Raw genomic sequence first — 23,151 nt, 5'->3', positions numbered from 1 at the left:
TCAAAGGTGGTACGGGGGTCAGCCGACGAACTCGACGTCCGAGGTCAGCCAGCGGCCGCCCTCGAGCACGAGGTCGAGTTGCAGCCGGTACGTGCGCGCCTCCCCCTCGGGCACGGCGGTGTTGGTCACCTTGCTGTCGGCGACGACGAGGACCCGGGCCGAGCGCGCGTCGGACCGCACGATGCCCGCTTCGAGGACCTGGCCCTCGGACACCGACTTGTTCCCGGTGACGAGCTTGGTCAGCTCCTCGGTCTGCGCGGCGAACTGCTTCTTGAAGTCGCCGGTGGCGCCCTGCAGCACGTTCCCGCTGTCCCGCTCGTAGTGCCGGTAGTCGAGCGAGGTGAAGTTCAGCGCCGACTGCCGGGCCGCCGCCAGGACGTCCTGACGGCGCTGCTCCGCCGCGCGCTGCTCGTGCACCTCGAAGCCGAGCCAGACCGAGAGCGCCGTGGTCAGGACCGTGGCCGCGACGAGCCCCGCCGACAGCGCCCTGCGGCGCCCGGCGGACCGCGCGGTGCGGCGGCCGCTGTCCGCCCGTCCGGCGACCAGCCGGAGCAGCGGTCGCAGGGCCCGGGTGAGGGAGCCGCCGATCAGCGGGCGGAGGCCCCCGCTCATGCCATCGGTCCGACGAGCAGCCATTGCCACGAGTCCTTTCCGAACACGGTCTGTTCGCCGCCCGTCGAGCCGATCTCGACGGGCGTTCCGTCCGGGCCGGCGGCGATGCCGGTCTCCGGGTCGTACGGGGTGACGTACGCGGCCCGGTGGGCGTCGCCGGAACGGCCGGCCGCGCCGGGCGCGTTCTGAGCGCCGCGCACGGAGGTGTCGCTGCCGCGCGGTGCCGTGCAGCGTGCGTCGGTGTTCGCCGGGCGCGTGCCGGTGTCCGCCGGATCGCGTCGCTGTGTGCCGTACCCCTGGGTGCACGGCGGCGGGTCGTCGGCGTTCAGGACGAGCCCGAAGTGGGTGGTGCCGTCGCCCGGGATGACGGTGTGGCTGCCCGCGACCACCACCGGGAAGGTCACCAGGGCCTGCTCCACGCCGGGCAGCCGGGCCACCGTGACCTGGCCGCCGCTGATGAGGTTGGCGAGCAGGACCGGCAGATCGGGCCGGACGGACCTCAGCAGCGAGTTGACCTCCTGCCCGGCGGGCACCGCGTTGCCGATCAGCCGGCGCAGATCCCCGTCGCTCGACTTCAGCTCCGCGGTGAGCGCCGCCAGATCGCGGGAGAACGACTTGATGGACGAGCCCTGGTCGGCCTGTGTCTTGAGGACCTTCCGCGCGTCCTCGATCAGCGAGACCGTCTCCGGGAGCGAGTCGGAGGCCGACTCGACGAGCGCGTTGCCCGAGTCCACCAGCCGGCTCAGACGGGGCCCCGTGCCGGAGAAGGCCTCGCCCAGCTCGTCGACGGTGATCCGCAGATCGTCCTTGCCGACCGAGGTGACGAGCCGGTCCAGGCTGACGACCAGGTCCGTGACGGGCAGCGGCACCCGGGTCCGGTCGCGTGGGATCGCGCTGCCGTCCAGCAGGTACGGGCCGCTCGAGCGGCGCGGTTGCAGGTCGACGTACTGCTCGCCCACCGCCGAGCGGTTCGCCACCACCGCCAGCGTGTCCGCCGGGATGCGCGGCGCTCCGTCCTCGATCTCCAGGGCCACGGAGACACCGTCGGAGCCGGCCGGCCGCAGCTCGCCGACCCGGCCCACCGGCACCCCGCGGTAGGTGACCTCCGCGCCGGTGAAGATGCCGCCGGAGTCGGCGAAGTCGGCCCGCACGGTGTAGCCGCGGTCGAGGAGGCCGTCCACCAGGCCCGTGTACTCGGCGCCGACGTACGCCACCCCCACGGCGGTGACGGTGGCGAAGGCGAGCAGCTGGGCCTTGACCGTACGCGTGATCACGGCTGTATCCCCTTCAGCATGAGCTCCGCGAGCGTGAGGTCGATCCCCGGCGGGAGGCGGCCGGAGCCGGCCCGGGGGCCGTAGCCCGCGGTGCACACCGGCGGGCACAGCGGGTCGCCGTCCCGGGGCGCCGAGGGTTCGACGGGCGTGTCCGGCACGTCCGGTGTGTCCGGCAGTGCTGTCGGTGCGGGCAGGCCGGGCACGTCGGGCACGTCCGGCAGGCCGGGAAGGTCCGGGGCCCGCGGCGTGCCGGGATCTCCGTCCCCCTTGCCGGGCTCGTCGGTGAGGTTGCCGTAGATGCCCGACAGGTCCAGGTCGGCGGTCACGTGGAGGTTGACGTAGTCACCCTTGACGGCGTCCACCGCGTTGCGCGGGAACGGGTAAGTGGTGAGCAACTCAAGGGAGTTGGGCAGGTCGTCGCCCGCCTTGTCGAGCTGCTGCAGGATCGGCCTCAGCTGCCTCAGGTTGGCGACCGTGTCGTCCCGCGAGGCGTTGACGACCCTGGTGCCCGTCTTGCCCAGCTCCGACAGGGCGGTGAGCATCTTCGTCAGGTCGCGTCGCTGGTCGGCGAGGACCTTCAACGCGGGAGGCATCGTCTCGACGGCCGTGGCGATGGTCTTCTTCTCCTTCCCGAGCCGCTTGGCGAGCCGGTCGATGCCCTTGAGCGCGCGGACGATGTCCTTGCGCTGGCCGTCCAGGCCGCCGAGGAACGTGTTCAGCTCCTTGAGCAGGGACTTCACCCGGTTCTCGCGGCCCTCCAGCGCCTTGTTCAACTCCACGGTGATCGTCTTGAGCTGGGCGACCCCGCCGCCGTTCAGAAGCGCGGACAGGGCGGACAGAACCTCCTCGATCTCCGGGTTGCGGCCGCTGCGGGACAGCGGGATCAGGTCGCCGTCGCGCAGCCGGCCGGCGGGTGCGGTGCCGGCCGGGGCGGACAGTGCCACGTACTTCTCGCCGAGCATGCTGGTCTGCCGCAGCTCGGCGACCGCGTTGCCCGGCAGCTTCACCGAGTCGGCGACCCGCAGCCGTACGCGCGCGTGCCAGCCGTCGAGCGCCACCTTCTCCACGGCGCCCACGGTGACGTTGTCGACCTTGACCGCCGACTGCGGCACCAGGTCGAGTACGTCCCTGAACTCGACGGTGACGTGGTAGGCACGGCCGTCCGCGGCGGCGCCTCCGGGGAGCGGGACGTCGTACCAGCCGTTGAACTCGCAGCCGGTCAGCATCAGTGAACCGACTGCTGCCCACACCACCGCTCCGCCCCTGCGCGGCAGGCTCATACCCAGGCCGCTCATGCGCCCGCCTCCAGGATTCCGCCGAGCGTCCGGTCGACCGAGCCCGTGCCGGGCACCGCCGGAGCCTTCGGCACCTCGGGCAGGGAGGCGAAGAGCTTCTCCAACTCCTTGCAGTCGGGGTTCTTTCCGCCCTCGTCGCCGGTCGTCCGCAGCAGGGAGCACAGCAGGTCGGCCGGGTCCTGCGACTGCTGCGCGTTGTTGCGGGTGTCGAGGGTGCCGGCGGACGGGTTGTAGGCGTTCTGCAGGTTGGACAGTCCGGTGGGGGCGACCTCCAACAGCTCCTCCAGCGCGGCCCGTTGGGTGACGAGCACCTTGGTGACCTTGCTGAGTCCCTTCACGTCCGAGGCCAGCGCCTTCTTGTTGTTCTTCACGAAGCCGGCCACGTCACCGAGCGCCGCCGCCAGGTACTTCAGCGCCGCCGCGAGGTCCTTGCGTTCCCCGGCCAGCTGCTCGGCCACCTTGGCGAGGCTGCCGTTGAACGACCGCACGCTCTTGTCGTCGGCCGCCAGCGCAGCGGTGAAGACCTGCAGGTTCCGCACGGTTCCGAACAGGTCGCCACGGCCGTCGGACAGGGTGGTGACCGCCTTCGAGAGGTCCTCGACCGTCTGGTTCAGGTTCTTCCCCTGCCCTTCGAGGTTGTCCGCGCTCACGCCCAGCAGCCGCGCCAGGGAGCCGTCCTGGTTCGCGCCCTCCGGGCCGAGCGCCTCGGCCGTGGTGTGCAGGCTGTCGAAGATCCGGTCCAGTTCGACCGGTACGGCGGTCCGCGACTCGGGGATGACGGCGCCGTCCCGCAGCACCGGGCCCTTCCGGTACACGGGCAGCAGCTGCACGTAACGGTCGCTGACCACCGAGGAGTTGATGATCGCGGCCTGCGCGTCGGCGGGGACCTTGCGGCCCTCCTCGTACTCCAGCTCGACCCGCACCCGGCCGCCCTCCGGCGAGATCTCCTTGACCTCGCCGATGCGGACGCCGAGCACACGGACGTCCGAACCGGGGTAGATGCCGACGGTGCGCGGGAAGTACGCCGTGACACGGACCGTCCCGGGGCGCGGCCACAGCACGACGGCGAGCGCGGCGGCGACCGCGAGGGCGGTGAGCAGGGCGAGAACCCGTAGGCGCTTGTTCATCGTGTCCCTCCCGTTCGCGGCACCACCGGAGCGGCCACCAGGTTCTGGACGTAGGCGTCGAACCAGCGGCCGTTGCCGAGGGTGTTGGTGAAGACCCGCACGTACGGGGCGAGCAGCTTGACGCTGCGGTCGAGACTCTCCTGGTTGCGTTCGAGCATCCCGACGAAGGTGTTCAGGCCCTTGAGCGCGGGCCCGATCTCCTTGCGGTTGTCCTCGACCAGGCCGGAGAGCTGGATGCCGAGCGCGGCGGAGCTCTTGAGCAGCTTGTGGATCGCCGAGCGCCGTTCGCTGATCTCCTTGAACAGCTTGTCGCCGTCCTCGACCAGCGCGGAGAAGTCCTCGGTGTGGTCGGCCAGCACGCCGGTGACCCCGTTCGCGTGGTCGAGGAGTTCGCGCAGCGCCTTGTCGCGCGAGGCCACCGTCCTGGAGATGCTCGACAGGCCCTTGATGGAGGCGCGTACCTCGGCGGGCGAGTCCTGGAAGGTGGTGGAGATGGTGTCCAGCGCCTTCGCGAGCTGCTGCGTGTCGACCTCCTCGGTCGTGGTCGTCAGATCGCTGAACGCCTGCACGACGTCGTACGCCGACACCGTCCGCCGCAGCGGGATCTCGCTGCCCGGCTTCAGCCGGCCGGGCCCCTTCGGGTGCAGCGCGAGGTACTTCGCGCCGAGGATCGTCTTCACCCGGATCGACGCGCCGGTCTCGGTCCCGAACCCCGGGCCGCCCTTGACCTTGAAGGTCACCTCGACGTGGTCGCCGTCCAGGTCGACCTCCTCGACCTTGCCGACCTTGACCCCGGCGATCCGCACCTCGTCGCCCGGCTTCAGCCCGCCGGCCTCCGAGAAGGCCGCGCGGTACGTCTCACCCCCGCCGATCAGCGGCAGGCTGTCGGCGTTGAACGCGGCGACCGTCAGCAGGGCCAGGGTGGTCAGGCCGACGGCGCCGATCACCACGGGGTTGCGGTCACGGAACGGCTTCAGGCGCGGGCGGCGCAACCGGATGCGCGGCAGCTCGGGCGGCAGGACGCGCACCTTCATCAGCGGCTCGGGGCGGCCGGTCCCGCGTTGCGGCAGCCTGCGGAGCCCGGGCAGCCTCGGCAGCTTCGGCGGCAGGATCCGCACCTTCATCAACGGCTCGGGGCGACGGCGGCGCCGCCGCACGATGCGCAGGCTCATCCGCCGCACCTCGCCCGCGCCACGTGCATCTCGGGAGTGAGCACCTGCTTCGTCTTCGGCAGCACGATCCGGCCGTCGAAGTCGCACAGGTAGAAGTTGAACCACGAGCCGTAGGACGCGGTCCCCGTCAGCTCGCCCAGCTTGTTAGGCAGCCGCTTCAGCACACCCTCCACGGTCTTCTCGTTCCTGTTCAGTGTTCCGGTGAGATCGGTCAGCCCGGCGATGTCGTCCTTCAGCGCCGGGCGGGCGTCCCCGAGCAGCCCCGAGGTGGCCTCGGTCAGGTCGCCGATGCTCACCAGCGACTTCCCGATGGGCTTGCGGTCGGCGGACAGCCCGGAGATCACCCGCCGCAGCTGCTTCAGCAGCCCGGAGAAGCGGGCGCCGCGCTTGTCGAGCGTCTCCAGCACGGTGTTGAGGTTGTCGATCACGGAGCCGATCAGCTTGTCGCGGCCCGCGAGTGTCGTGGTGAGCGACGCGGTGTGGGCGAGCAGGCTGTTGACGGTGCCGCCCTCGCCCTGAAGCGTCTTGATGATCTCGGTGGCGAGCTGGTTGACGTCCTGCGGGCTGAGCGCGGCGAACAGTGGCTTGAAGCCGTTCAGCAACGCGTTGAGGTCCAGCGCCGGCTGCGTCCGCGACAGCGGGATCGTGCCGCCCGGCCGCAGCCGCGTGCCGTCGCCCGCGCCCTCGGTCAGCGCGACGTACCGCTGCCCGACCAGGTTCCGGTAGCGGACGACCGCGTGCGTGCTGGTGAGCAGCGGACGGTCCGTGGCCACGGTGAAGGTGACCTCCGCCAGCGTCCGGTCCTTGATCCGGATGCCCTCGACCTCACCGACCCGTACCCCGGCCACCCGGATCTCGTCGCCCTTCTCCAGGCCCGTCACATCGCTGAACACCGCGCGGTAGGTGTCCTTCGGGGTGAGGGAGACATTGACGATGGTGGCGGCGAGCAGGGCCGTCGCCACCATCGTGACCAGTGCGAAGAGGCTGAACTTGATCAGCGGCGCGGCCGTCCGGCGTGCCCCCTTCGTCCTCATGCGACGCTCACCGCCGTTCCGCGGGCCAGCGGTCCGAACAGCAGGGTCGTGACGGGCGGCACCTCGTCGGCGGGCACGCCCAGGACGGGGGCCACGAGCGAGCCGACGGCCCGCTGCTCGGCCTCGGTGGCGGACACGGGGACACCTCCGGGCAGGGCGCCGTCCGAACCGCCGGACGACGTACCGTCGTTGAGCCTGGGTTTCGGGCCGGGCACCGGCGGATCGGGCAGACCCCGGCAGTCCGGTCCCGACCGCTCGCCGTAGTACGGCTCCTCGCCGGGCTCGTACGCGCGCTGCGCCCGCACCACTTCGAGGGTGATCCGCATCCTGCCGCCCCGGAACGCCTCCTCCGACGCCTCCTCCTGCCGCACCAGACCGTCCAGGAGGCACGGGTACTCGGGCGAGTAACGGGCGAAGAGTTCCAGCGTGGGGCGGGAGACCCGGCCCAGGGTGATCAGCCGGTCGCCGTTCTCGGCGAGGAAGTCCTCCGTGGTGCCCGCGACGGCCGCGGTCGTGCGGAGGGCGGCGGCCAGCCGGTCCTTCTTCTCGACGAGGGTGCGGCTGGTGGTGACCGTGTTGCGCAGGATTCTCATCAGGTCGGGAGCGGCGTCCCCGTACACCTCGGCGACGTCGGCGAAGCGCGCGATGTCCTCCTTCAGGGACGGCAGGTGCGGATTGAGGCGGCGCAGGTAGCCCTCGACGCGGGTCAGGTTGTCGCCGATCCGGTCGCCGCGGCCCTCCAGCGCGGTGGCGAACGCCGAGAGCGTGGAGTTGAGCTTGCCCGGCTCGACGGTCCGCAGCAGGGGCAGCAGGTCGTTCATCAGCTGCTGCAGCTCCATGCCCACCCTGGTGCGGTCCTGGGTGATGACGTCCCCGGCGCGGAGGGGCCGGGTGCCGGAGGAGCCGCGCGGTGCCACCAGGTCGACGTACTTCTCGCCGAACAAGGTCTTGGGCAGCAACCGCGCGTGGACGTCCGACGGGATGGACGCCACGTACTCCGGCTTGAGCGCGAGGTCGAGCACGGCCTTCTCGCCGTCCGCGCGCACCGAGCGCACCTCACCGACCAGCAGCCCGCGCAGCTTGACGTCGGCGCGCGGATCGAGCTGGTTGCCGAGGCTGTCGGCCTCCAGCGTGATGCGCACGACGGGGGTGAACGCCTGCCGGTAGACGGCCACGGACAGGGACAGCAGCAGGGCGAGCACGGCGACGAAGGCGATGCCGTACAACCGCAGCCTGAGCGCTCGCATCCGGTTCATGTGGCTCACCCCGCGATCCGCACGGTCGTGTTGGCGCCCCAGATCGCGAGGCTCAGGAAGAAGTCCAGGACGTTGACGGCGACGATCGAGGTGCGTACCGCACGGCCCACCGCGACGCCGACGCCCGCCGGTCCGCCGCTCGCGTAGTAGCCGTAGTAGCAGTGCACCAGGATGATCAGGACGGCGAAGACGATCACCTTGCCGAAGGACCAGAACACGTCGACGGGCGGCAGGTACTGGTGGAAGTAGTGGTCGTAGGTGCCGGTCGACTGCCCGTAGTAGCCGGTGGTGATGGTGCGGGCGGCGAGGTACGAGGACAGCAGCCCGACCACGTACAGCGGGATCACCGCGACGAATCCGGCGATCATCCGCGTGGTCACGAGGAACGGCAGCGACGGGACGCCCATGACTTCCAGGGCGTCGGTCTCCTCGCTGATCCGCATCGCGCCGAGCTGGGCGGTGAAGCCGGCGCCCACCGTCGCGGACAGGGCGAGCCCGGCCACCAGCGGGGCGATCTCCCGGGTGTTGAAGTACGCCGACAGGAACGCCACGAAGTTGGAGGTGCCGAGCTGGTTGAGGGCCGCGTAGCCCTGGAGACCGACCTCGGTGCCGGTGAAGAACGACAGGAAGGCGATGACGCCGACGGTGCCGCCGACGACGGCCAGCGCGCCTCGCCCGAAGCTCACCTCGGCGAGCAGGCGCAGGACCTCCTTCTTGTAGCGGCGCAGGGTGCGGCCGGTCCACGCCAGGGAGCGGCCGTAGAAGGAGAGTTGGGCACCCAGATCTTCGAGAGAGCGCAGGGGGCGGTCGAGCGGTCTCATCGGCTAACCCCTCTGTGGGACGACCTGGAAGTACACCGCGGTCATCACGAAGTTCGTCACGAACAGCAACATGAAGGTGATCACCACTGACTGATTGACGGCGTCGCCCACTCCCTTCGGACCGCCCTTCGCGGTCAGCCCCTTGTACGAGGCGACGATCGCGGCGATCGCCCCGAACACCAGCGCCTTCAGCTCGGCCGCCCACAGGTCGGAGAGCTGGGCGAGGGTGGTGAAGGACGCCAGGTACGCGCCGGGCGTGCCGTTCTGGAGGATCACGTTGAAGAAGTAGCCGCCCGCGACACCGACCACCGACACCAGGCCGTTGAGCAGCACGGCGACCACCATCGAGGCCAGCACCCGCGGGACGACGAGGCGGTGGATCGGGTCGATGCCCAGTACCTGCATCGCGTCGATCTCCTCGCGGATCTTGCGCGCCCCCAGGTCCGCGCAGATGGCGGTGCCGCCGGCGCCCGCGATCAGCAGCGCGGTGACGATCGGGGAGGCCTCCCGCAGGACCGCGAGCACCGACGCGGCACCGGAGAAGGACTGGGCGCCGAGCTGCCGGGTCAGGCTGCCGATCTGCAGCGCGATCACCGCCCCGAAGGGGATGGAGACGAGCGCGGTGGGAAGGATCGTGACGCTCGCGATGAACCACGCCTGCTGGATGAACTCCCTCAGCTGGAAGGGACGACGGGGCACGGTGCGCAGGACGTCCAGCGCCATCGCGAACAGGTGGCCCGAGTGCCGCAGCGCCCCGGTGGGCGACAGGCTCATGCGTCCGCCACCTCCCTCCGGCGGTGCGGTTCGGCCTCGCGTCTCGCTATCGCCTGCCAGCGGGGCGGGCGGGTGATGCCCGGCCCCGGCAGCAGGCGGGGAGTCAGTTCCCGGCTGCCGGGAGTCTCCGCGCGGGCGCTGTCACCGAGCTGGGCGAGCTCCTGCTCGACCTGTGCGGCGTCCTTCTCCTCCGCCATGCCGATCGGCCCCTGCATCCGGCCGTTCAGGAACTGCCGTACGACCGGCTCGTCGCTGGTCAGCAGCTTCTCCCGGGGGCCGAACATGACCAGCTCGCGCCGGAACAGCAGCCCGATGTTGTCGGGCACCTGGCGGGCCGAGGCGATGTCGTGCGTGACGATCAGGAAGGTCGCGTCGATCTGCGCGTTGAGGTCGACGATCAGCTGGTTGAGATAGGCCACGCGCACCGGGTCGAGGCCCGAGTCCGGCTCGTCGAAGAGGATGACTTCCGGGTCGAGTACGAGTGCCCGGGCCAGCCCGGCCCGTTTGCGCATGCCGCCGGAGATCTCGCCGGGAAGTTTCTCCTCGGCGCCGATGAGCCCGACCATGTCCATCTTCTCGAGCACGATCCGCCTGATCTCGCTCTCGGACTTGCGGGTGTGCTCGCGCAGCGGGAAGGCGATGTTGTCGTAGAGGTTCATCGAGCCGAACAGCGCGCCGTCCTGGAACAGCACGCCGAACAGCTTCCGCACCTCGTACAGCTCGTGCTCGCGGAGTGTGGTGATGTCCCGGCCCGCGACCCGGACCGAGCCGCGGTCCGGCTTGAGCAGGCCCACGAGCGTCTTGAGGAACACCGACTTGCCCGTGCCCGAGGGGCCGAGCAGGACCGAGACCTCCCCGGCGGGCAGCGTCAGCGAGACGTCCTGCCAGATGACCTGGTGACCGAAGGACTTGGTCAGCCCTTCCACACAGATCTCGACACCCATCCGGTCCACCCTTCAGCCATGGAGCAGCTCCGACACCTGCTCTACGGGGAGGGGCGGGGCGTCCGTCGCGACCGAGGCGGATTTTTTTCGGACGGGTTTGCGGGTGGGGTGTGGGCCGCTCCACGGGCGGCCTGACCTACGGCCTGACCTACGGCCTGACCTACGGCCTGACGTGCGGCTTCACGGGAGCGTGCGCGTCGTGGGTACGGCGGGGGTGTCCGAAACCGAGGGCGTCACCGGAACCGACGAGGCCGACGGGACGGCGGACTCGACCGGAACGTCCGGCACATCAGGGAGCTCCGGGAGGTCCGGCGTTTCGGCCACCTCGGACAGCTCCGGCAGCTGCGGCACATGCGGCACGTCCGGCACCTGCGGGACCTCGGGTGCCGACAGCACCGGAAGCGGGGACACCGCGACCTCCGGCAGGGGCAGCACGGACAGCGGCAGCAGCGAACCGCCGGCGGGAGACTCCGTCGGCTCCCGAGGCGGGGTCGGCGCGGGCTCGTGGGCCTGAGGAGCGCTCATCCGGCCGTCACCGTCGGGCCGGAGCGCCTCCCCGGGGCCCGACACGGAGGTCCTCGGCGCGGGACTCCTCCCGCCCCCGTTCCCGTTCCCGTCGAGCGCGTACGGCAGGACGAACCCCGCCACCGCCAGGGTCGCCGCCGTGGAGGCGACCGCCACCGCGTGCGCCTTGCCGCCACCGCGCGGCCGCCCCCGCCCGAACAGGAACAGCACCAGCCCCAGCGTCCCGGCCAGCGAGGCGCGCAGCGTGCGCCGGGCCCGGGCCAGCAGCGACTCGACGGTCCGGTAGCTCAGCCCCATGCGCACGGCGACCTGGCCGACGTCCAGGTCCTCGGACTTGAGTCGGAGCGCCTCCGCCTGGCGGGCGGGCAGCTCCCCGCTGCGCACGGCCAGCCACCTGGCCTCGGCCCGGTCGCACACGACCTCCTCGACGGGCACCGGGCCCGGTGCGACGAGCGTGGGGCTGGTGCGCACCTGGGCCTCACGGTTGACCTGGCGGTACCGGTCCACGCACAGCCGCATCGTCACGGTGGTCAGCCAGGCGCCGAGTCGCTCGTCGTCGAGGTCGGGGCGCTCCGCGGCGCGCAGCATCGCCTCGTGCACGGCGTCCTCGGCGTCCTCCAGGCTCATCGACCGCCGCCGGGCCACCTTGAGCAACTGCTCGCGGTGGCTCCACATGCGCTGCCAGCGGTCGTGGTCCGCCTGTGTCCCAGCAGCCATGGCCGCCTCTGTCTCAGCAGGCATGTCCGTCGCCATGAGGGCCCCTTCGCGCTCACCCGCCGGTCCTGTGCCGTCCGGCGGCTGGCGACATTACCGCCCGGTAGTCGCGGTTGTGGAGGGGGCGGAGCCCATCGTGTCCTCACTGTTGCTGGTCAGCGGACCGTCGCCGGGCAGCACGCCGTCGCCGGGCAACACGTCCGGGTCCGGCACGGGGAGCAGCGGCTCATCCGTCTCCCCGGCTCCGCCTGCCGGGCGCGACGGGGCGGGGGCAGGGGAGGCGGGTGGCGTGGCGGGCGTACGGGACGGATCCGCGCTCGGGCGGACGGACGGTTCGGGCGCAGCGGGCTTCGGCGTGCTCGGGTGCGACGGGGCCGGTCGGCCCGAGGCTTCGGCGCGCCGGTCCGGCACCACCCGGTGCCCTTCCAGGAAGTACGCGTACCAGGCCCTGACCGCGCGCAGGTACGCCCGCGAGTGGTTGTAGCCGAGGATCGCCCGGTCCAGGTCGGCCGGGTCGGACAGGTTCCGCCCGCCTGCACACAGATAGCGGCCGGCGGCGAGCGCCGCGTCGAAGACGTTGTTCGGGTCGGCCCGGCCGTCGCCGTTGCCATCGGCGCCCCAGCGGGCCCAGGTGGACGGGATGAACTGCATCGGGCCCACCGCCCGGTCGTACGACGTGTCCCCGTCGTAGACCCCACTGTCGGTGTCGCGGATGACGGCGAAGGCGCCGCCGTCCAGCCGGGGGCCGAGGATCGGCGTCACGGTCGTGCCGTCCGCGGTCACCCGGCCGCCGCGCGCCTGCCCCGACTCCACCTGCCCGATCGCGGCGAGCAGCTGCCACCGCAGTCCGCAACCGGGGGTGGTGCGGGCCAGCTCCTGCTCGGCGTGCCGGTACGCGGCGAACACGCTCGCCGGCAGCGCGCCGCCGCCCGCCACCGGCGCGGCGCCCTTCTCGTGCTTCCCGGCCCGCAGCGGCGGCAGCTCGGTGCGGTACGGGGTGTCACCGGACACGCTCGGCCCGCGTTCGGCGGGTGCCGCCTGACGCGCGGGCTCCGATGCCCGGGCCGGGAGCGTCGTCCCCGGACCCTGCGACGCGGTGAGCGCGGCCATGGCCGCCGCCGCGATCGCCGTACCCCTGGCCCCCCTGAACACACCACTCCTGAATGTGCGCACCTCGCAGTCTCCTCCCTGGGCGGATCCCTGTGCGGATTCGTCCTCTGCTCTACGCGGCGGGGCGGCCCGTCCGTCGCACGGAACGGGGACCGCTGAGGAGGCCGGGTCCGCGACCATGTCCGTTAAGGTCTCCCCAAGCGGCCTGGGCGGTCCGGTCCCGATCGCGGACCTGGCGGCACGCGCGGGTCGGAGCAGATGCCATGGGGGCACAGTGCGACTGAAAGTGGAGTTCACGACCGAGCCCTTCGACCTCGAAGAGGCGCCCGCGCACGCGCTGGTCGCCCGTGAGGTGATCGAGGCGGCCGATCTGGACGCGGTCGACGTCGGGCCGTTCGGCAACACCGCGGAAGGCGGTGCCGACGTGGTGCTCGCCGCCGTGGACGCCCTGCTGCGCAAGTCCCTCGGCGCGGGCGCCACCCGGATCTCTCTCCAGGTCAACGTCATCGGGGAGGGCGAGTGAGCGGCGCCGGCGACGAGCCCTTCATCACGGCCGTGAAGCCGCTGGTCGACGCCATGGGCGGCGAGATGCTCCCGCCGGACGAGGCCGGCCCCGACGATGTCGTCCTCTCCTGGGCGGGCGCCGAGGTCGTCGCCGTACGGCTGCCGCAGCTCGCCGACTCCCTCGACCACATCCTGGCCGCCATGGAGCGCAAGCAGGGCAGGCCGCTGGCCGACCTGGACCGCAAGGCCAAGCAGGAGGTCGTGCGGATGCTCGAGGCGCGCGGCGCCTTCTCCGTGCGGCACGGCGTGGAGACGGTGGCGAGCGCCCTCGGGGTCAGCCGCTTCACGGTCTACAACTACCTCAACCGGGAGAAAGGGGTCTGACCGGCGGCTCTCCGGCACCCCTGCTTTTACCCGTTCGATTTTTCAACAAACTGTTGACGTACGGAGTGCGGAGGGCGTTAGCTGTCGGCATGACGTCGACTCCTACGCCATCGGGCCTCACCCGCCTCAACGCCCTGGAGGAACAGGCGGCCCGGGCCGAGCTGCACGAGGTGTGCGCCGCCCCGGCCTGGGTGCAGCGGCTGCTCGACGCCCGCCCCTACTCCACCACCGCCGACCTCTACGCGGCGAACGACGCCGCCATGGCCGAGCTGACCCCCGCTGATCTGGAACAGGCGATGGCCGGGCACCCGCCGATCGGCCGTCCCAGGCCCGGCGACCCGACGTCCGCCCGGGAACAGCGCGGCATGGCCGGCGCCTCCGACGAGCTCAGGGCCGAGATGCTGGAACTGAACCTCGCCTACCAGGAGAAGTTCGGCCACGTCTTCCTGATCTGCGCCACCGGCCGCACCGGCGAGCAGATGCGGGACGCGGTCAGACAGCGGATCGGGAACTCGCCGGAGCAGGAGCGCGAGATCGTCCGCACCGAGCTGGGGAAGATCAACCGCATCCGCCTGGCCCGACTCGTCGAAGAGGACTGAGAGCAGCATGAGCACCAGCACCACCGCCTCCGTGTCCACGCACATCCTGGACACCAGCGCCGGCCGCCCCGCCGCGGGCGTCGCCGTCCACCTCGCCGCCCGCGCGGGCCGCGCAGCGGACTGGCGGGCGCTCGGCGGCTCCGCGACCGACGCGGACGGCCGGTGCAAGGACCTCCCGGCGCTGCCGGAGGGGACCACCCATGTACGGCTCGACTTCGCCGTCGAGCGGTACTTCGAGAACTCCGCCCACCAGCAAGCCGATGCGCAGCAGGACGCCCCCGCGAATCGGGACAGCGGTGCCGCGGGAGTGTTCTTCCCGGAGGTGACGGTGACCTTCGCCGTCACGCCGGGCGAGCACTACCACGTACCGCTGCTGCTCAACCCGTTCGGCTACTCCGTTTACCGAGGGAGCTAGCTATGGCAGACAATTCCCGCCCCGCCCGCCCGGTGTTGGGACAGAACCAGTACGGCAAGGCCGAGAACCGAGTCGTACGCATCACGCGGGACGGCGCCACCCACCACATCAAGGACCTGAACGTCTCGGTGTCGCTCTCCGGCGACATGGACGAGGTCCACTACTCCGGTTCGAACGCCAACGTCCTGCCGACCGACACCACGAAGAACACGGTGTACGCGTTCGCCAAGGAGTACGGCATCGAGTCCGCCGAGCAGTTCGGCATCCACCTCGCCCGCCACTTCGTCACCAGCCAGGAGCCCATCCACCGCGCCCGCATCCGTGTCGAGGAGTACGCCTGGGAGCGCATCGAGCACTCCGGGAAGGGTGCGCACTCCTTCGTCCGCAGGGGCCAGGAGACCCGGCTGACGCAGATCACGTACGACGGCTCCACGTGGGAGGTCGTCTCCGGCCTCAAGGACCTGACCGTCATGAACTCGACCGACTCCGAGTTCTGGGGCTACGTCAAGGACAAGTACACGACGCTCCCCGAGGCGTACGACCGCATCCTGGCCACCGAGGTGTCCGGCCGCTGGCGCTTCAACTGGACCGACGACGAGCAGCAGACGCCCGACTGGGACGAGTCGTACGCGCAGATCAAGGCCCACCTGCTGCGAGCCTTCGCCGAGACGTACTCCCTCTCGCTCCAGCAGACCCTGTACGCCATGGCCACACGGATCATCGACCACCGCGACGAGATCGACGAGGTCCGCTTCTCCCTCCCGAACAAGCACCACTTCCTGGTGGACCTGGAGCCGTTCGGGCTCAAGAACGACACCGCCGACGGAGCTGTGTACTTCGCCGCCGACCGCCCCTACGGCCTGATCGAGGCCACCGTCCTGCGGGACGGGTGCGAGGCGAAGATCCCGGCGGACCTCACCAACCTCTGAAGGACGAACCATGGCAGCAGCCCAGCGCATCCTCATCGAGAACTGCGCGATCGCGACCGTCGACACGCAGGACACCGAGTACGCCTCCGGGTACCTCGTCGTCGCGGACAACCGGATCGAGTCGCTCGGCGCGGGCAGGGCCCCCGAGGGCCTGGAGAACGTCGTACGCCGCATCGACGGCACCGGCCACCTGGTGACCCCCGGCCTGATCAACACCCACCACCACTTCTACCAGTGGATCACCCGGGGCCTGGCCACGGACCACAACCTCTTCAACTGGCTCGTCGCGCTCTACCCGACCTGGGCGCGCATCGACGAGCCGATGGTCCGGGCGGCCGCGCAGGGTTCGCTCGCGATGATGGCCCGCGGCGGCGTCACCACCGCCATGGACCACCACTACGTCTTCCCGCGGGGCTCCGGCGACCTGTCCGGCGCGATCATCGGCGCCGCCCGCGACATGGGCGTCCGCTTCACGCTCGCCCGCGGCTCCATGGACCGCAGCGAGAAGGACGGCGGGCTGCCCCCGGACTTCGCCGTCGAGACCCTGGAGGGCGCCCTCACCGCCACCGAGGAGACCGTACGGCAGCACCACGACGCCTCCTTCGACGCGATGACCCAGGTCGCCGTCGCCCCCTGCTCCCCCTTCTCCGTCTCCACCGAACTCCTGCGTCAGGGCGCGGAGCTGGCCCGCGGTCTCGGCGTGCGCCTGCACACCCACGGCTCGGAGACCGTGGAGGAGGAGAAGTTCTGCCACGAGCTGTTCGGCATGGGCCCCACCGACTACTTCGAGTCCACCGGCTGGCTCGGCGAGGACGTGTGGATGGCGCACTGCGTCCACATGAACGACTCCGACATCGACGCCTTCGCCCGGACGAAGACCGGCGTCGCCCACTGCCCGTCCTCCAACGCCCGTCTCGCGGCGGGGATCGCACGGGTCCCGGACATGCTCGCCGCCGGTGTCCCGGTCGGCCTCGGCGTTGACGGCACCGCGTCGAACGAGTCCGGCGAACTCCACACCGAACTGCGCAACGCGCTCCTCATCAACCGCCTCGGTGCCCACCGGGAGGCCGCCCTGAACGCCCGTCAGGCCCTGCGTCTCGGCACCTACGGCGGCGCCCAGGTCCTGGGCCGCGCACGCGAGATCGGCTCGCTGGAGCCGGGCAAGCTCGCCGACCTGGTGCTGTGGAGGCTGGACACCCTCGCCCACGCCTCCATCGCCGACCCCGTGACCGCCCTGGTCTTCGGCGCGGCGGCCCCGGTCACCGCCTCCTTCGTGAACGGCCGTCAGATCGTCGAGAACGGCCGCCTGCTCACCGCCGACGAGGACGCGATCGCCCGCACCACGCGGGAGGAGGCCCAGCGGCTCGCCCGTGTCGCCGGGCAGGGCTGAGCACCTGAGAACTCCGGTCGAGGGGGACGGCCCTCGACCGGAAGCCGTGACCGGGGCGCGCGCGGACGCGCGCGCCCCGGGACGGTCAGCGGGGTGAGGTGGGCCCCGGCCACTGCATGAGGTGGGCGAACAGCTCCGCCTGCTCGATCGCGTCGTCGCGGGCATGGTGGGTGTGGCGGCGCCGCGACAGCAGCTCACGCGGCATCGTGCCCTTGGCGACGGCCCGCAGCGGAAGGCCCGCCTTCGTCGCGTACAGGGTCTTCATGTCGAGGCAACCCGAGTGCCCGAAGGGACTCTCCCCGGTGAAGCGGATCAGGTACCAGTAGAGAAACATCCAGTCGTACGCGGCCGGATAGCCGCACATCACCGGCTGCGCGTCGCCGCTCACCTCGCGCACCCAGCGGGTGAACCGGCCCAGCGCCAGGGCCGGTTCGAGTCCCTCCCGGCGCAGCCGCTCCCGGTCGAGGCCGCTCACCGCCAGCGCCTCGGGGACGAACTCCTCGCTGATGGGCCGTAGTTCGCCGTAGAAGGTCCGGGCGGTGGGATCGGCCGGGGTGAAGCCGTCGGCGTCCTGCACACCGGCGACCGCGGCACCCAGGCTCAGCATCGAGTACGGGCCCGGGATCGGGCCGTCGGCCTCGATATCCACGGAGATGTAGAGACTGGGTTTGCTGCGGCGGCGGGACATGGGACCGGAGCATCGCAGGTCGCGGGGGTGCCCCGCACCCGAATTCAGCGGTGTCGGGTCGCCTGGCAGGGCGTCGCCCGTGGCAGCCGGCCCGTGAAGAACGCCCTGGGCGGCACGCCCATCAGGGTGCGGAAGTCGGCCGTCATGTGTGACTGGTCGTAGTAGCCGGTGGCGGCGGCGAGCTCCGCCCAGGGGGCGGTGGTCGCGTGGGTCAGGACGTGTCGTACGCGGTGGATGCGGGCGTAGTGCTTGGGGGAGACGCCGACTCCCTCGGCGAAGAGGTTGCGCAACTGCCGCTCGCTGACGGCGAGTTCGCGGGCCACGTCCTGCACGGGGGCGGGGGTGCGGTCGTGGTGGGTCGAGAGGGCGGCCACGGCGGCTCGCAGCAGCCGGTCGCGGGAGGGCGTGGCGGGTGAGGGGAGCGTGGCCGCCAAGTGGGCCGCGTACTCCTCCTGCTCCAAGTCGGCGAGGGCGCGGGCCAGTTGGCGGGCCGTCGCGGACGGCAGTTCGCGCAGGGGCAGGACCCGGCCGACGAGGTCCACCGCCGGCACGCCCAGCAGCGGACGCGTCGCGCCCGGTCCCAGGCGCACCTGCACGCAGGACACCACCTGCTTGTCCGCGTCCGCGTGGTACGCGGCACGGGTGCGCGGCCCGACGACCATCATGTCCCGCCGCCCGTCGGCCCCGACCCGCACGACCACCTGCGTCGCGGTGTCCGGTACGTGCGTGAAGGAGTCCTCCAGCGGTCCCGTGACACGCACCGACGCGATGTCGGTGATCCAGGGGCGGACCGTCTCGGGGACGGGCAGGGCCTGCTCGGCGAGGGCGTTCGTCACGCCTTCACCGTAAGCGCGCGGCAGGCCTTCGCGGGCGGCCGAAGCGTGCCGGAATTTCCTAGAGACCGGGGAGGGCCGCCCGTCACCGTGGAGTCCATGATCCTCGTGACCGGTGCCACGGGCACCATCGGCAGTGAACTCGTACGGCAGTTGGCGGCGCGCGGCGAGAAGGTGCGCGCCCTGGCCCGCGACCCCGCGAAGGCCCGCGTGCCCTCGGGGGTGGAGCTGGTCCGGGGGGACTACGGCGATCCGGGGTCCCTGGAGGCGGCGACGGCCGGGGTGACGGCCGCGTTCCTGGTCGGCGTGCCCGGGCCGGACACCCGGTACGACCAGGACCTGGTCGCGGCGGCGGTGGCGGCGGGCGTGGGCCGGCTGGTGAAGCTCTCCGCGATCGCGACGGGCGATCCCGAGGTGGGGCCGTCCGGCGCCTGGCACCTCCCCGGTGAGCGGGCTGTGCGCGAGAGCGGGGCGGAGTGGGCGGTCCTGCGGCCCTCGTCCTTCGCCTCGAACACGCTGAGCTGGGCCCCGGCGATCCGGGCGGGCGAGCCGGTGCCGAACATGAGTGGTGACGGCCCGCAGGGGGTGATCGACCCGCGTGACGTCTCCGAGGTGGCGGCGCGGGTGCTCCTCGAGGGTCGGCTCGCGGGGCGGACGTACACCTTGACCGGTCCGGAGACGATCAGTGTCCCCGGCCAGGCCGCCGTGCTCGCCGAGGTCCTCGGCCGACCGGTCACGGCGCGGGACCTCGCGCCGGAGGAGACACGTGAGCACCTGCGCGCCTGGGGCCTCGGGGAGGCGCAGGTGGAAGGGGTGCTGGGCGGCGCGGCCTTCGTGCGCGCGGGCGGCAACGCCGTCGTCACCGAGGACGTACCGGAGGTGCTGGGGCGTCCGGCGCGGACGTACCGGGAGTGGGCGCGGGCGCATCGGGGGCTGTTCGGGGAGGGGTGACCGGAGGGCGGCACGGCGGGGAGTGCGGTGCCGTGGGGAGCGCGGTGCGGCGGGGTGCCGGGCCCCGCCGTCCGCCGTGCCGCCGTACCGCCGCACCGGCTCCGGCCGAGCCGGACCAGCGGCGCCGGAGCTGGTGGACGCGCAGGCGGTGCCGGTGCCGGTCAGAGGCCGAACAGGGTCGGATCGGATGCCAGTTCCTTGAAGTAGTCCTGCGGGTTCTTCACCATCCGCCGCTCCTCGAGGTCGAGCAGCCCGCCCACCGCGGTCAGTTCGGCCGCGACCGTGCCGTCCGTCTTGCGGATGATCTGCTCGATACGGAACGTCTTGCCGCCGCCCCACACGAAGGAGCAGGTCACGTCGACCTCGTCGCCGGCGAGGAGCTCGCGCTTGTAGCGGATCGTCGTCTCCAGGGCGACCGGTCCGACGCCCCTGCCGATCAGCCCGGCCTGGGTGATGCCGGCGGCCTGGAGCAGTGACCAGCGCGCGTGTTCCGCGTAGTTGATGTACACGCTCTGGTTGAGGTGGCCCTGTACGTCGGTCTCGTATCCGCGGACGGTGACCCGGACGGAGAACGGCTCGCTCACTGCTTCCCCTACTCGTCGACGAGAATCGATGCCCTGTCCACCGATCTTGGCATGTCCCTCACACCCGGCGGGGGGAAGCCAGCAGATAGCGCGCTCTGGTGCGGGGATCGGTGTGTTCGCCGACCTGCCAGCCCGCCTTGTCCAGTGTCGCCGCGCAGGCCCGCAGCGTCCCGTCGTCCGGCCCGTGCACGGCGACGGCCTCCGGCTGCGGCGTCGCGCGCACCCGGTAGCCGTCGGCCTCCGGGTCCGCGGGACGGTGCCCGGCCGCCTCCAGGGCGAGCGCGGCGGCCCGCACGAGATGCGTACGCTCCCAGCCGCACGGCCGGTCCACGGCCCCGTCCGGATTGGTCATCCGGCGCAGCTCCAGCAGCCCCTGCCAGGCACTGTGCACCTCACGGGCACGGGACGGCCGCGTGTCCGGCCGCTCCTCGCCCCCGACCCGCGCGGCGAACACCCCGGTGTCCGCCTCCGGCGCCCCGGGCACCGCCTTGGACACCGCCTCGGACACGGGGAGCGGCTCGGGACCCGCCTCCCGTATCCGATGCCCCGCCGGCGTCAGAAAGTGGTCGTGCGGCGGCCGCGGATGCCGGAAGGCAAGCCCCCGCCTGACCAGCGCCGCCATCTGCGCCTCCGTGCCCCTGAGCCGCCCGGTGACAGGATCGGCGGCATCGATCACACGCCGCTGAGCGGCAGTCGGCGGTCGTGTCACGGCGTGCTCCCTCCGAGTGCTGCGATCCTCTCGAAGGCTACGACCCGGGTCTGACATTCCAGCCGGCGATCACCGGCCGCCCGTGCTCCGTGCCCAGCCGGCACAGCGTCCCCGTGGCCAGCTGGAACAGCGCTCCCGCCGACGCGGGCAGCCCGAGCCGCCGGGCGGTCAGTACCCGCAGGAAGTGGCCGTGGGCCACCAGCACCACGCACCCCTCGGTGTTGGCGAGCGCCGCGTCCACCTTGGCCAGCATCCGGTCGGCCCGCTCCCCGACCTGCTCCGGCGTCTCCCCGGGACGTTCCGGCGGTCCGGGCACGACCCCGTCCGTGAACAGGAACCAGCCCGGCCGCTCACGCTGGATCTCGACGGTGGTGACGCCCTCGTAGCCGCCGTAGTCCCACTCCCGCAGATCCGCGTCGACCCGCACCTCGTGCAGTCCGATCACCTCCGCCGTCTCCCGCGCCCGCTGCAGGGGGCTGACGAACGCGGCCCCGATCCGGTGCGAGCGGATGAGCGGCACCAGCCGGCGTGCCTCCTCCCGGCCGTGCTCGGTGAGCGGGACGTCCGTCGAACCGGTGTGCCGACCGGAGCGGGACCATGCGGTCTCGCCGTGCCGGACGAGAAAGAGATCACCCATGAGGCCCAGGCTCGCACAGGGGCCCGGGAGACGCCGAGGCCACGTGTCCGGTCAGTGATCGGCGGCGTAGGAGACGAAGGCAGCCCATTCCGTTGCACCGAAGGCGAGTTGGGGGCCTCGCCGGTTCTTCGAGTCCCGTATGTGGACGGTGCTGGGGGCGAAGGCGACTTCGACGCACTCGGGGCCGTCGTTGCTGCTGTAGCTGCTCTTGAACCATTCAAGTGGAGCTGCGGACGGGGTGGGCGTCATGTTTCCTCTCCCAGGACTTTCTCAATGAAGGCCAGTGACTCCCGGGGTGTGAGAGCCTGCGCCCGGATCATTCCATAGCGCATCTCCAGAATCTGGACCTCCCTGGGGTCGCTGATCAGGTGACTGTGCAGCTGGGCTTCGGAGTGCCCCACCGTCTTGCCATCACTGAGTTTCAGCAGTTGCAGCGAGCCGGCCATGCCTGCGTGGTCCTCACGGTCCGTGGGCATCACCTGGATCTCGACGTGCCTCAGCGCGCTGACCTCCAACAAGTGTTCGAGCTGCTGACGCAACACCATTCTGCCCCCGATGGGCCGTCGCAGCGTCACCTCTTCTTGGACGAAGCTGACGAGCGGCGAAGGCAGGCGGTCGAAGACGCACTTCCGCGCCATGCGCGCGGCAACGTGACGGTTGATCTCGTCCTCGGTGTACGTCGGTCGCCGCATGGCGTACAGGGCCTCTGCGTATGCCGAGGTCTGCAACAGACCGTGGATGTGGTGACTGGCGTAGGCACCCAAGTCGACGGCTTTCGCCTCCAACTTGGCCAAGTCCCGCACCTTCTTCGGATACCGAGCCTCCTCCACGTCCTTCTGCAACCCGGCGATCACCCCGCCCGCCCCGAGCACGTCGTCCGCCGCCTCCAGGAACTGTGGCATCGGCGCCCGCCGCCCCCGCTCCACCGAGGACACCTGCTCCTCGCTGTACCGGATGGCCGTGCCCAGCTCGGCCTGGGTCATCCCCTTCCGCTCCCGGCACATCTTGATGACCTTGCCGACGGTCCGCAGGACCGCGGTCGACTCCTCGTCGTCGACCTGCGGCTCCTCGGCGTCTCCCTGTCCTGTCGCGCCCACCCTCGGACACCTCCTCGTGTCGTCCGTTCCCAACTCCCCAGCGGCCCGTCGCGTAACGCGTCGCCGCCCGGACGGAGCCGGACAGCGAGCGGACAGTGACGCTGCGTACCGCCGATGGCGCTGTTCAGGTTAGAGTCACGCGACCACGCTGAGTGACATGAACGTGGAGATTGCTCAACCCACCCCCACTACCCGTCACTTCACCGTCCGTCTCTCCGCCACCCCCAGGGGCGCCCGCCTCGCCCGTCACCTGGCAGCGGAACAACTCGACACCTGGGGCTGGCCCTATGCGGCGGACGCGAACGGCACGGCCACCCTCCTCGTCGCCGAACTGGCGGCGAACGCCGTACGGCACGGCCGGGAGCGGGGCCGCGACTTCCGGCTCCGCCTCACGCTCCACCCGGAGGACACCACCCTCCGTATCGAGGTGACCGATGCCCGCCCCGGCCGCCGCCCACCCACCCCCGGCACGCTCCAGCAGCCCGCCCCCGACGCGGAGTCGGGCCGGGGCCTCCTCCTCGTCGAGGCCCTGTCCGCCCATTGGGGAGCGACGTGGGGGGACCAGTACACGAAGACGGTGTGGTGCGAGGTCACGCTGGGCTGAGTGTCAGTGGCGTCTGCCACTTACGGACCTGGCTGCGACGGCGGCAGATCGTGCCGCGCATCGCATGCCGCGGCAAAGAGAGCTCCGGCCGCCTCGGTCGGTACCGCTAGGCCTCGCGCTTTCGCGAGTGGGTCTGTCCGGGTCTTGATCAAATAAATGGAGAGTGCTG

27 protein-coding genes are annotated in these 23,151 nt (G+C 71.5%); 8 read left to right on the top strand and 19 right to left on the bottom strand.

The annotated features are described in order from the left end of the window. Positions 1-18 precede the first annotated feature (18 nt). The 12 genes from IE263_RS22965 to IE263_RS22910 all read right to left on the bottom strand — a co-directional run bounded on the left by IE263_RS22965 (position 19) and on the right by IE263_RS22910 (position 12,658). Positions 19-612, bottom strand: a complete 594-nt coding sequence (locus tag IE263_RS22965; RefSeq protein ID WP_229911113.1) for an Rv1363c family protein — start codon at positions 610-612, stop codon at positions 19-21. Further along, positions 609-1,886: an MCE family protein gene (locus IE263_RS22960; RefSeq protein ID WP_189939615.1), complete on the bottom strand. Its 1,278-nt coding sequence runs from the start codon at positions 1,884-1,886 to the stop codon at positions 609-611. Before IE263_RS22960 ends, IE263_RS22965 begins: the two co-directional genes overlap by 4 nt. Continuing rightward, positions 1,883-3,181, bottom strand: coding sequence for an MCE family protein (locus IE263_RS22955; RefSeq protein WP_373312048.1), 1,299 nt, complete (start codon positions 3,179-3,181; stop codon positions 1,883-1,885). Before IE263_RS22955 ends, IE263_RS22960 begins: the two co-directional genes overlap by 4 nt. After that, positions 3,178-4,308: an MCE family protein gene (locus IE263_RS22950; protein ID WP_189939614.1), complete on the bottom strand. Its 1,131-nt coding sequence runs from the start codon at positions 4,306-4,308 to the stop codon at positions 3,178-3,180. The genes IE263_RS22955 and IE263_RS22950 overlap by 4 nt, the downstream gene beginning before the upstream one ends. Further along, entirely contained in the window at positions 4,305-5,480 is a 1,176-nt protein-coding gene (locus tag IE263_RS22945) for an MCE family protein (protein ID WP_373312047.1), read from the bottom strand. The genes IE263_RS22950 and IE263_RS22945 overlap by 4 nt, the downstream gene beginning before the upstream one ends. Next, a complete protein-coding gene (locus IE263_RS22940; RefSeq protein ID WP_189939613.1) occupies positions 5,477-6,514 on the bottom strand; it encodes an MCE family protein in 1,038 nt (345 codons plus the stop codon). Before IE263_RS22940 ends, IE263_RS22945 begins: the two co-directional genes overlap by 4 nt. Next, entirely contained in the window at positions 6,511-7,761 is a 1,251-nt protein-coding gene (locus IE263_RS22935) for an MCE family protein (RefSeq protein WP_189939847.1), read from the bottom strand. Before IE263_RS22935 ends, IE263_RS22940 begins: the two co-directional genes overlap by 4 nt. 14 nt (positions 7,762-7,775) lie before the next feature. Further along, on the bottom strand, positions 7,776-8,591 hold the full coding sequence (locus IE263_RS22930) for an MlaE family ABC transporter permease (RefSeq protein WP_189939612.1): 816 nt from the start codon (positions 8,589-8,591) through the stop codon (positions 7,776-7,778). A 3-nt stretch (positions 8,592-8,594) separates the two neighbouring features. After that, on the bottom strand, positions 8,595-9,365 hold the full coding sequence (locus tag IE263_RS22925) for an MlaE family ABC transporter permease (RefSeq protein ID WP_189939611.1): 771 nt from the start codon (positions 9,363-9,365) through the stop codon (positions 8,595-8,597). Continuing rightward, a complete protein-coding gene (locus IE263_RS22920; protein WP_189939610.1) occupies positions 9,362-10,309 on the bottom strand; it encodes an ABC transporter ATP-binding protein in 948 nt (315 codons plus the stop codon). The genes IE263_RS22925 and IE263_RS22920 overlap by 4 nt, the downstream gene beginning before the upstream one ends. 180 nt (positions 10,310-10,489) lie before the next feature. Further along, entirely contained in the window at positions 10,490-11,575 is a 1,086-nt protein-coding gene (locus tag IE263_RS22915; protein ID WP_229911112.1) for an RNA polymerase sigma factor, read from the bottom strand. Positions 11,576-11,641: 66 nt separating this feature from the next. Continuing rightward, positions 11,642-12,658 carry a lytic transglycosylase domain-containing protein gene (locus IE263_RS22910; protein ID WP_189939846.1) on the bottom strand — a complete coding sequence of 339 codons (1,017 nt, stop codon included), beginning with the start codon at positions 12,656-12,658 and terminating at the stop codon, positions 11,642-11,644. 274 nt (positions 12,659-12,932) lie between these two features. Between IE263_RS22910 and IE263_RS22905 the strand changes: the two genes are divergently transcribed. The 6 genes from IE263_RS22905 (at position 12,933) to IE263_RS22880 (ending at position 16,879) form a co-directional block, all read left to right on the top strand. After that, positions 12,933-13,181, top strand: coding sequence for a YkoF family thiamine-binding protein (locus tag IE263_RS22905; protein ID WP_189939608.1), 249 nt, complete (start codon positions 12,933-12,935; stop codon positions 13,179-13,181). Then, a complete protein-coding gene (locus tag IE263_RS22900) occupies positions 13,178-13,546 on the top strand; it encodes a helix-turn-helix domain-containing protein (RefSeq protein WP_189939607.1) in 369 nt (122 codons plus the stop codon). The genes IE263_RS22905 and IE263_RS22900 overlap by 4 nt, the downstream gene beginning before the upstream one ends. Positions 13,547-13,635: 89 nt before the next feature. Next, positions 13,636-14,145 carry a 2-oxo-4-hydroxy-4-carboxy-5-ureidoimidazoline decarboxylase gene (gene uraD, locus IE263_RS22895; protein ID WP_189939606.1) on the top strand — a complete coding sequence of 170 codons (510 nt, stop codon included), beginning with the start codon at positions 13,636-13,638 and terminating at the stop codon, positions 14,143-14,145. A 7-nt stretch (positions 14,146-14,152) separates the two neighbouring features. Further along, positions 14,153-14,560 (top strand): hydroxyisourate hydrolase, encoded by a 408-nt coding sequence (gene uraH, locus IE263_RS22890; RefSeq protein WP_189939604.1) that lies wholly within the window; start codon positions 14,153-14,155, stop codon positions 14,558-14,560. Between the two features lie 2 nt (positions 14,561-14,562). Continuing rightward, positions 14,563-15,489: a factor-independent urate hydroxylase gene (pucL, locus tag IE263_RS22885; RefSeq protein WP_189939596.1), complete on the top strand. Its 927-nt coding sequence runs from the start codon at positions 14,563-14,565 to the stop codon at positions 15,487-15,489. Between the two features lie 10 nt (positions 15,490-15,499). Beyond that, positions 15,500-16,879, top strand: a complete 1,380-nt coding sequence (locus IE263_RS22880; protein WP_189939594.1) for an 8-oxoguanine deaminase — start codon at positions 15,500-15,502, stop codon at positions 16,877-16,879. A gap of 85 nt (positions 16,880-16,964) precedes the next feature. Here the strand turns inward: IE263_RS22880 and IE263_RS22875 are convergent, their stop codons facing one another. Together IE263_RS22875 and IE263_RS22870 are read right to left on the bottom strand one after the other, a co-directional pair. After that, positions 16,965-17,567, bottom strand: coding sequence for an exonuclease (locus IE263_RS22875; protein ID WP_189939592.1), 603 nt, complete (start codon positions 17,565-17,567; stop codon positions 16,965-16,967). 44 nt (positions 17,568-17,611) lie between these two features. After that, positions 17,612-18,403, bottom strand: a complete 792-nt coding sequence (locus IE263_RS22870; RefSeq protein ID WP_189939590.1) for an AraC family transcriptional regulator — start codon at positions 18,401-18,403, stop codon at positions 17,612-17,614. A 96-nt stretch (positions 18,404-18,499) separates the two neighbouring features. On the opposite strand from IE263_RS22870, the gene IE263_RS22865 reads away from it, so the two are divergent. Beyond that, entirely contained in the window at positions 18,500-19,351 is an 852-nt protein-coding gene (locus IE263_RS22865) for an NAD(P)H-binding protein (protein ID WP_373312045.1), read from the top strand. A 161-nt stretch (positions 19,352-19,512) separates the two neighbouring features. Here IE263_RS22865 and IE263_RS22860 read toward each other — a convergent pair whose 3' ends face one another. Genes IE263_RS22860 through IE263_RS22840 form a run of 5 tightly spaced genes read right to left on the bottom strand, consistent with a single transcriptional unit; the run spans position 19,513 to position 22,378 of the window. After that, complete coding sequence (locus IE263_RS22860; protein ID WP_189939587.1) at positions 19,513-19,935, bottom strand: acyl-CoA thioesterase; 423 nt, start codon at positions 19,933-19,935, stop codon at positions 19,513-19,515. Between the two features lie 58 nt (positions 19,936-19,993). Continuing rightward, positions 19,994-20,644, bottom strand: a complete 651-nt coding sequence (locus IE263_RS22855; RefSeq protein ID WP_189939584.1) for a hypothetical protein — start codon at positions 20,642-20,644, stop codon at positions 19,994-19,996. A gap of 37 nt (positions 20,645-20,681) precedes the next feature. After that, positions 20,682-21,281 (bottom strand): histidine phosphatase family protein, encoded by a 600-nt coding sequence (locus tag IE263_RS22850; RefSeq protein ID WP_189939582.1) that lies wholly within the window; start codon positions 21,279-21,281, stop codon positions 20,682-20,684. Positions 21,282-21,332: 51 nt separating this feature from the next. Next, positions 21,333-21,530, bottom strand: a complete 198-nt coding sequence (locus tag IE263_RS22845) for a DUF397 domain-containing protein (RefSeq protein ID WP_189939579.1) — start codon at positions 21,528-21,530, stop codon at positions 21,333-21,335. Then, positions 21,527-22,378 (bottom strand): helix-turn-helix domain-containing protein, encoded by an 852-nt coding sequence (locus tag IE263_RS22840; protein WP_268256058.1) that lies wholly within the window; start codon positions 22,376-22,378, stop codon positions 21,527-21,529. Before IE263_RS22840 ends, IE263_RS22845 begins: the two co-directional genes overlap by 4 nt. Before the next feature lie 157 nt (positions 22,379-22,535). Here IE263_RS22840 and IE263_RS22835 point away from each other — a divergent pair, with 157 nt between their 5' ends. Further along, positions 22,536-22,982, top strand: coding sequence for an ATP-binding protein (locus tag IE263_RS22835; protein WP_189939578.1), 447 nt, complete (start codon positions 22,536-22,538; stop codon positions 22,980-22,982). Positions 22,983-23,151: the final 169 nt, after the last annotated feature.

The organism is Streptomyces aurantiogriseus (assembly GCF_014649375.1).
Classification (GTDB): Bacteria; Actinomycetota; Actinomycetes; order Streptomycetales; family Streptomycetaceae; genus Streptomyces; species Streptomyces aurantiogriseus.
The sequence above is the reverse complement of the archived record's forward strand: the minus strand, read 5'-3'. Positions and strand labels throughout refer to the sequence as shown.